The sequence below is a fragment of the Polaromonas sp. P3_C2 genome (genome assembly GCF_056402675.1).
The window spans coordinates 1-945 of record NZ_JBFUGX010001054.1 but is presented as its reverse complement, the minus strand read 5'-3'; the positions used below and the strand labels follow the sequence as shown (position 1 = coordinate 945).

2 protein-coding genes are annotated in these 945 nt (G+C 54.3%); both read right to left on the bottom strand.

Features of this window, described 5'->3' with window-relative positions; all coding sequences use genetic code 11:
• The coding region (locus AC1DWI_RS24515; protein ID WP_477726092.1) for a TIGR00180 family glycosyltransferase at positions 1-749 on the bottom strand (749 nt) is incomplete at its 3' end.
• A 42-nt stretch (positions 750-791) separates the two neighbouring features.
• On the bottom strand, positions 792-945 hold a 154-nt coding region (locus AC1DWI_RS24510; protein ID WP_477726093.1), incomplete at its 5' end, for a CmcI family methyltransferase.

Below are 945 nucleotides of genomic sequence, written 5' to 3'. Positions count from 1 at the left end.
CGATTGAAGTCTGTGCTCGTGATAGACCGGTTTTCGCTGGAGCGCATCCAGTACACCTCGTCGACCGTCGTAAGTTTTCCCCAGATATAGGTAGTGATTCCTTGCTGCATCTCGCTCACATAGGGTGACGACCAGTTTTCAAGCTGCCCCCAGGATTTGCACCAGACTGGCGCGCGCAAGACGGCGTAGCAGGTCGCGGCCGTATAGTCCGACATTGCAGTCTGCAGCCGCTGTTCAATCTCGTCCTGCCGGACCGTGTAACGCCAATGCGGGTAACCGTGGCCGTAACTGCAGGCAGTCCCGTCCTGCATGGTATGAAACGCCAGCGACTGCGCTATGCAGGCGCTCAGTGAAGCGTCGCGTTCAAGTGCAAGAATTGCGCTGCAAAGTCCGCTGAACAGAAAAAATTCGTCGTCCCCGAGCAAGGTCGCGTACGGCGTGCGGATATGTTTGGACGCCATTTTTAGACGGTCAGACATGCTGATTGCAGCATGTAGATAAATTACATCGCTAAGGCCATCCAGCGTCTGCCGCGAGATGCCATCCAGTGGTTGCGGTGAGCCGTCGACGATCACCACGCTCGCACCACTGCCGTGCCAATACACACACTGTCGCAACAGGAAATCCTGTCTTGCATAGCAAGGTATGACCACTGTCAGCAGCGAAAGCGTGGCAAAAGAAGGGTTTTCTTCGTTAGCGCTTTTTCGCAGCGAGTGGGCAAACCAGCTATCGAGAGTGGGATTGGCCATGGTTTTCAAACGTCTGGAAACGAATTTCTCCGAAAAAAGGCATCAGATGCGCTTGAGATAGCCGTCTGGAGCCACCGTCAAAAGCAATTTGTTCTCGATGGCCTTGTCGATTTCAAATACGAGCTTTCCACCATCGACGGCTTGGCGGCCTTGTTCTTTCAGTCGCTTGAGGTATTCCCATACCGCGGTCTTCGGG